This is a genomic window from Mesorhizobium sp. M1A.F.Ca.IN.022.07.1.1, from assembly GCF_003997575.1.
In the GTDB taxonomy this organism is placed as follows: domain Bacteria; phylum Pseudomonadota; class Alphaproteobacteria; order Rhizobiales; family Rhizobiaceae; genus Mesorhizobium.
In genome coordinates this window covers 21,710-28,132 of the sequence record NZ_RZST01000031.1, presented here as the reverse complement: position 1 = coordinate 28,132, position 6,423 = coordinate 21,710, and the positions used below count along the sequence as shown (strand labels likewise).

Below are 6,423 nucleotides of genomic sequence, written 5' to 3'. Positions count from 1 at the left end.
GTGTTGAAGGCCACCGGACTTCCGGATCCCGGCAAGACATATTCGATGTGCAGCAGCGGCGCGCTGGCGGGATTGTATTCGTAGGAATCGGCGGTGCGCGTGCCGGTGCCGGTGATCAGGAAGGCCATGTCGTTGAGCGCTGCCCAGCCCGAGCGGCTGACGATCTCCTGGACGATAGCCGTGAGGTCTGGCGTGCGCTCGGCCTGGACGTGCTCGCCCACCGTGGTCCACGGGGCCGGCGTCCAAGCTGTCGACGCGTCGGTCGTTGCCCGTGACGATACATTGAAGCTGGTGCTGGTGAAGGGGCTTGCGTCGTCGGTGTCCTGGCCCTTGATCAGCAGCGAGGCCGCGCCTGTCTTCACCTCGTTGGCCTGGAACTGGATGTAGGCGCTGGTGATGATCGCGCCTTGCGGGATATCGATACCGGTGAAGCGGAGACCGACCGTCTGGCGGGTAGAGCCGTCAAAGCCCAGTTCCAGATCACTGACGTTGCTCGAAATCGAGCCGGAACCTTTCTCCTCGACATCGTCGCCCGCGGCCGCCACCCTGGCCTCGAAAGTCCCAGGCGTGCTGCCGCCGGTGACGTCAACATTGAAGGCGTGGGTGTTGGTGCTGCCGTCCGACGAGGTCGCGGTGACCGTGAGCGCTACCGTCGGCTCGGACTGGGCGTTGAGCGTGCCGGTGCTCGAGCGTGTTATGACACCGGTGCTGGGATTGATGGCAAAGCGCGGGTCGGTGAGACTGTAGGTGACCGTCGAGCCGGCATCGGGATCCGAGGCCGAAGCGGTGATGCCGACGGCAGTGCCGGCGGCAGCGTTCTGGCCGATCTGGTTGGCCGCGGAGTTGGCATCCGGCGGCGTGTTGAACGCAACCGGTTCCGGGCTGTCGAGGACGGCGAGGGTGAAGACCTGGTTGGCGGTGCTGCCGTCGGAAGAGGTTGCCGTCACCGTCAGGTCGATCGACGACTGGGTCTCGAAGTCGAGCGTGCCTGTGCCCGAACGCGTGATGACGCCGGTGCTGGAATCAATGGCAAAGCGCGCATCGTTGAGGCTGTAGGTGACCGTCGAGCCGGCATCGGGATCCGTGGCCGAAGCGGTGATGCCCGTGGGTGCTCCCGCCGCGGCGAGCTCGGCGATCTGGTTGGCACCGGGGTTGGAGTCGGGCGGAGTGTTGAAGGCCACAGGCTGTTGGCCGGCCGTGACGGCGACGGTGAAGGGGTGCGTGACGACGCTCCCGTCCGACGAGGTGGCGGTGACGGTGAGGTTGACAGACGGCTCGGACTGGGCGTTGAGCGTGTCGGTACCTGATCGCGTGATGACGCCGGTGCTGGAACTGATGGCAAACCGCGTGTCGTCGATCGTGTAGGTGACCGTCGAGCCGGCATCGGGATCCGAGGCCGAAGCGGTGATGCCGACGGCAGTGCCGGCGGCAGCGTTCTGGCCGATCTGGTTGGCCGCGGTGTTGGCATCCGGCGGCGTGTTGAACGCGATCGGCTCCGGGCTGTCGAGGACACCGAGGGTGAAGCTCTTGGTGGCGGTGCTGCCGTCGGAAGAGGTTGCCGTCACCGTCAGATTGATGGACGACTGGGTTTCGAAGTCGAGCGTGCCTGTGCCCGAGCGCGTGACGACGCCGGTATTGGCATTGATGTCGAAACGCGAGTCGTTGAGGCTGTAGGTGACGGTCGCGCCGGCGTCGGGATCCGTGGCCGAAGCGGTGATCCCGGTCGGCGCTCCCGCCGCGGCGAGCTCGGCGATCTGGTTGGCAGTGGGATCGGCATCGGCAGGCGTGTTGAAGGCCACGGGACTTCCGGATCCCGGCATGACATATTCGATGTGCAGCAGCGGCGCGCTGGTCGGATTGTACTCGTAGGAATCGGCTGTGCGCGTGCCGGTGCCGGTGATCAGGAACGCCATATCGTTGACCGCCGCCCAGCCCGAGCGGCTGACGATCTCCTGGACGATAGCCGTCAGGTCGGGCGTGCGCTCGGCCAGGGCCTGCTCGCCCACCGTGGTCCACGGGGCCGGCGTCCAACTCGCCGACGCGTCGGTCGTTGCCCGTGACGATACATTGAAGCTGGTGCTGGTGAAGGCGCTTGCGTCGTCGGTGTCCTGGCCCTTGATCACCAGCGAGGTCGCGCCGGTCTTCACCTCATTGGCCTGGAACTGGATGTAGGCGCTCGTGATGATCGCGCCTTGCGGGATATCGACGCCGGTGAAGCGTAGGCCGACCGTCTGGCGGGTCGTGCTGGCAAAGCCCAGTTCCAGATCGTCGACATTGGTCGAAATCGAGCCGGAACCTTTCTCCTCGACATCATCGCCCGCGGCCGCCAGCCGCGCTTCGAATAGTTCAGCCATAGTCGGTCTCCTCTCGTAAATTTCCTCCGCAACGACGGAATCTCCCGGTGCCCGATCGGGCGTCAGGCTGAGCCCATGATCGAGCAAGGCGATGGCGTCGTTGCGCGTGAAGAACGTGATCCTGGGAACTGACCTCGAGTTCCGCCGCTGATCAGTCTGTTGCCTGCCTCAGTCTTGGCCATGCGGGCACGACTGCCGCGAGCAGGCGCAGCAGTGACAGGCCTTCCCGCCCAAGGAATAGCGACGGCAGGAGCCAGCACAACAGCAAGCCCCCCACAGACGCCAGCAATGCCGTATCGATGAGCAGCGGAAGAGGCGATAGATGGAGGGCGCGAAGCCAGTCCACGAATGCCCAGATACCGGTTCCGACAACGCCGGCGAGCGCGACGCCAGGCAGGTGCGCAAGGAAGAAATTCGCCCACGTCATCCCGGTCACGCGGAGACTCAGCTGCGCCATGAGAAAGAAATTGGCCCCGAATGCCAGGCCGACACCGAACGCCACCCCTTCCACGCCCCAGAATTGCCCTATGAAGGCTCCGATGCAGACACCGACGGTGAAAACAGCCTGGCGCCAGGCCCGGGCATAAACCGTTCCGGTTGCCCGCGAGACGGAATCGCTAAGCTTGTAGCTCGTGCGGAACAGCATGCTGAACGCCAGGATCTGGAGGGGGCCGACCACGCCCTCCCAGCCCCGTCCGAGAATGACCCGAACCAATTCGGGTGCGACGATCGCCACCACCACGCTGGCCGGCAGGACAAGCAGGCTGCAACCGGCGACCGCGCTGCGATAAGCGCGCGCAAGCCTGACGGGCTCTTCCTGGACCAGCGCCATGGTGGGGAACAGCACGCGATCGAGAACCTGGCCGACGATCACCGCCGGAGTGGTCATGAGTTGGGACGACAAACCGTAGACACCGAGCGCATCGGCGCCGAGATAGCGGCCCACGACAAGCCTGTCCACCTGAGTGGCAAGGTAGTTGCAGACCCGCGCAATGGTGAAGCCGCCGCCAAAATAGAGCAGTTCGAAAATCGCGCTCCGCTCGAGCAACGGCCGCATCGGGTGCCGCTGGCCGACGAGCAGCACGATCGTGCGGAACAACTGCTGGACCAGGATCGCTGCGACAAGTGCCCAGATACCGAAGCCGAGCCAAGCCAGCACTGGACCGACGACCACGTAGCCGATGGCGAAAGCGACCGCGTCGACAAGCGCGAGCCAACGGAACCGCAAGGCACGCTGGGCCGAGGCCAGCGCCACCATGGAGGCTCCTTGGAAAAGAAAGATGAAGCAGACCGCACGCACGATCGGAGTGAGCTCGGGCAGGCGAAGAAGACCGGCAATAGCGGGTGCCAACGCCCATACCAGAGCGGTTACGGTAAGCCCAAGGAAGAGCGACAGGGTATATCCGACCCGGAGATGCCGCTCCTCCAGTACAGGTCGCTGCACGATCGCAGGCGTGATGCCGAGGCCCTGGAAGATGGCCGAAAACTTGATGACGATCAGTGCCGCGGAGTAGAGACCGAACTCGTTGGGTGAGAGCAACCGGGCCAGGAGGACGAGGGCGACAAGCTCGGCAACCGCCAAGGCGCCCATGGACAGGCCCGTCCAGAACATGCCTACGACACTGCGTTTTGCCAGCCCGCGCCGGATGTCGCTCACGCCAATCTCCACATGCCGCCTTGCTTACTCGACCGACCAAAGAAGGGCGGCCATGCATCTCCCCGGAACCGCTCAGCGGGGGGAGGGGATATTCGGATGGCCATGCTGAAACGCCAACGGCGCCCGCGTGGGCCGCGAGCCATGCCCGACGAGAAGGGACGGGGGGATCTCGTAGCGGTAGAATCCCATCTCATCCCGCACCTCGGGGATGATCGCCGCCAGTTCGTTCGCATCCAGGCGCAGCCACTTCTGCTGGCGGCCGGGATCGATCATCTCCTTCGCCACGCGAAGGATGTCGTCAGAGCAATGCAGCCCGCAATGTTCATAGATACGGCGCAAGACCAACTCGGGATCCTGTATCAGATCCTCATAGCGAAACGACAGCACGCGGCCTTCGCCCAGCCTGGCGAGATCCTCTCGGGCCATTCGATTGCCGCGCGCCCACTGGCGCGCGATCACTGTCAATTTTTGATGCTCCTGCAAATCCCGATCTATTCCCTTGTAGCGCGGTCCGTAGATCGACGTGTATTTTCTGTGTAATATCCTCTTGGCGACTATCTGCTTTACGACGTCTCCCACGTAGTAATGGACTTGTGTGGCCGGCGTTTCTTTCAATAGTCGCAGAAGACCTTTGAAACTTTTTGCGCGCTGCCACTTAAGTTCCATGGAGCTTATATAGGAAAACGGATTCCTTGTAATATATAGAAATATAGCTTCTGGGAATATCTGGTGGATAAATGGCACGCGCAAGACGTTGGCGGGCGTATTTTCCATGATTTGCCGGTTGCCGTTCCGCAGCTGATAGTCGAGGAACCGGTTGCGAATGTAGCGCACGACCTTCTCGCTGGCATCGGCTTTGACAAATTCGTCATGCCGGCGCGCCGGATCGGCATAGAGCCACAATGTTTTTGGCTCGTACCAGGTGACGACATCCGGGTGCAGCCCGATCAATTTCTGCGTGATGGTGGTGCCCGACCGGTAGTTGCCAATCAGAAAAATCGGAGGTTTCAACTCTGCTGTCGTCATGACAAGCCCCTATCGCTAAAGGTCAACCAGGATGCACGGATGCGCACGACAACGCGCTGCTACTGGTCTCTGAACGCACGCATCATCTGGTCCGTCAAAGGCTTCATCAGGTATGAGAGCACCTTGCGGTCGCCAGTCCGTACGAACGCTTCCACCGGCATGCCGGGCGCCAGCGAGAGCGCTCCAAGCTTCTTCAGCTCCTGGGGGTCGGGGGTGATGCGCACCGTGTAGTAGATTTCGTTGGTATGCTGATCGCGCGTCACGTCTGCTGCGATCATGGAGACCATACCTTCCGTTTCGGGCGTGGTGTGGACGTTGAAAGCCGTGAAGCGAAGAAGCGCGCGCTGACCGATCGAGAGCTGATCGATGTCCTGAGGTGCGGCCTTTACCTCGACCGCGAGAGCATCGGTGTCGGGCACGATCAGCATGATCGGATCCCCCGCGCCAATCACGCCGCCAACGGTATGGACTGCGGATTGATGGACCGTGCCGCTGGCGGGGGCGCGAATATCGATGCGCGACAGCTGGTCCTCGGCGGCGACCTTGCGCTCCTCGAACTCGGCGATCTTGGCCTCGACATCGCGCAGATCGCTCCCGGTCTCGCTGGAAAACTCCTTGTCCAGCTGCAGGATCTGCAGCTCGATTTCGGCGATCGCTCCCTTTGCCTGCGCAATGCTCGACACAAGTTGCGCCCGCTCACCCTCGATGCGCGTTGCCTCACGTTCATATTCGGTCAGCTTCGATTTGAGGGTGAGTTTCATTTCGACAAGACTGCGTATGTCGACGAGCTCGTCGTTGATCAGCTTGATCTCCTTCGTCTTTGCCGATTCCTGCGCCGAATAGCCTTCGATCTGCTTCCCGAACTGCTCGATGCGTTCGCGCAGGCGCGCCTTGTTGCCAGACACCTCGGTTCGACGAAGCTCGAACAGCCGCTGTTCGCTCGCCACCGTGGCAGCTATCTCAGGGTCGTTCATTCTCGCGACAAGCATCGGAGCAAGCGTGATGCGCTCGCTGCCGTCACGCTCGGCCTCGAGCCGGGATTTTCGCGCATAGAGCTCATCCAGGTTCTTCGTCACGTAGGCCAGGCTGGCACGCGGAACGGTGTCGCTGAGCTGGACCAGAACGTCTCCGGCCCTGACGCGGTCGCCGTCGCGCACAAAAATCTTGCCGACCACACCGCCGGTCGGGTGTTGAACCTTCTTTTCGCTGCTGTCGACGACCACCGTGCCGTGCGAAATCACCGCTCCCGAAATATCCACCGTCCCGGCCCAGACTCCCATTCCGCCGACGAGCAATGCGACGATGGTCGTGCCGCCCAGCAGATTGCGACGGATCGACCGTCGGTTCAAAAGCGACACGTTCGAAAGGGCAGCTGTCATTTCCCCA

General features: G+C 62.6%; 4 protein-coding genes. All 4 read right to left on the bottom strand.

Features of this window, described 5'->3' with window-relative positions; genetic code table 11:
* Positions 1-2,354, bottom strand: a 2,354-nt coding sequence (locus tag EOA75_RS34890; protein ID WP_245466579.1) for a cadherin repeat domain-containing protein, incomplete at its 3' end; no start/stop codon positions are given.
* Positions 2,355-2,505: 151 nt separating this feature from the next.
* A complete protein-coding gene (locus EOA75_RS06400; RefSeq protein WP_245307672.1) occupies positions 2,506-4,011 on the bottom strand; it encodes a lipopolysaccharide biosynthesis protein in 1,506 nt (501 codons plus the stop codon).
* Between the two features lie 72 nt (positions 4,012-4,083).
* Complete coding sequence (locus EOA75_RS06395; protein ID WP_082954065.1) at positions 4,084-5,037, bottom strand: sulfotransferase; 954 nt, start codon at positions 5,035-5,037, stop codon at positions 4,084-4,086.
* Between the two features lie 59 nt (positions 5,038-5,096).
* Entirely contained in the window at positions 5,097-6,416 is a 1,320-nt protein-coding gene (locus EOA75_RS06390; protein WP_127323884.1) for an HlyD family type I secretion periplasmic adaptor subunit, read from the bottom strand.
* Positions 6,417-6,423 lie beyond the last annotated feature (7 nt).

Excerpts from the sequence above, each read along its gene's own strand:
- EOA75_RS06395 (WP_082954065.1), bottom strand. The coding sequence starts at position 5,037 with ATGACGACAGCAGAGTTGAAACCTCCGATTTTTCTGATTGGCAACTAC.
- EOA75_RS06390 (WP_127323884.1), bottom strand. The coding sequence starts at position 6,416 with ATGACAGCTGCCCTTTCGAACGTGTCGCTTTTGAACCGACGGTCGATC.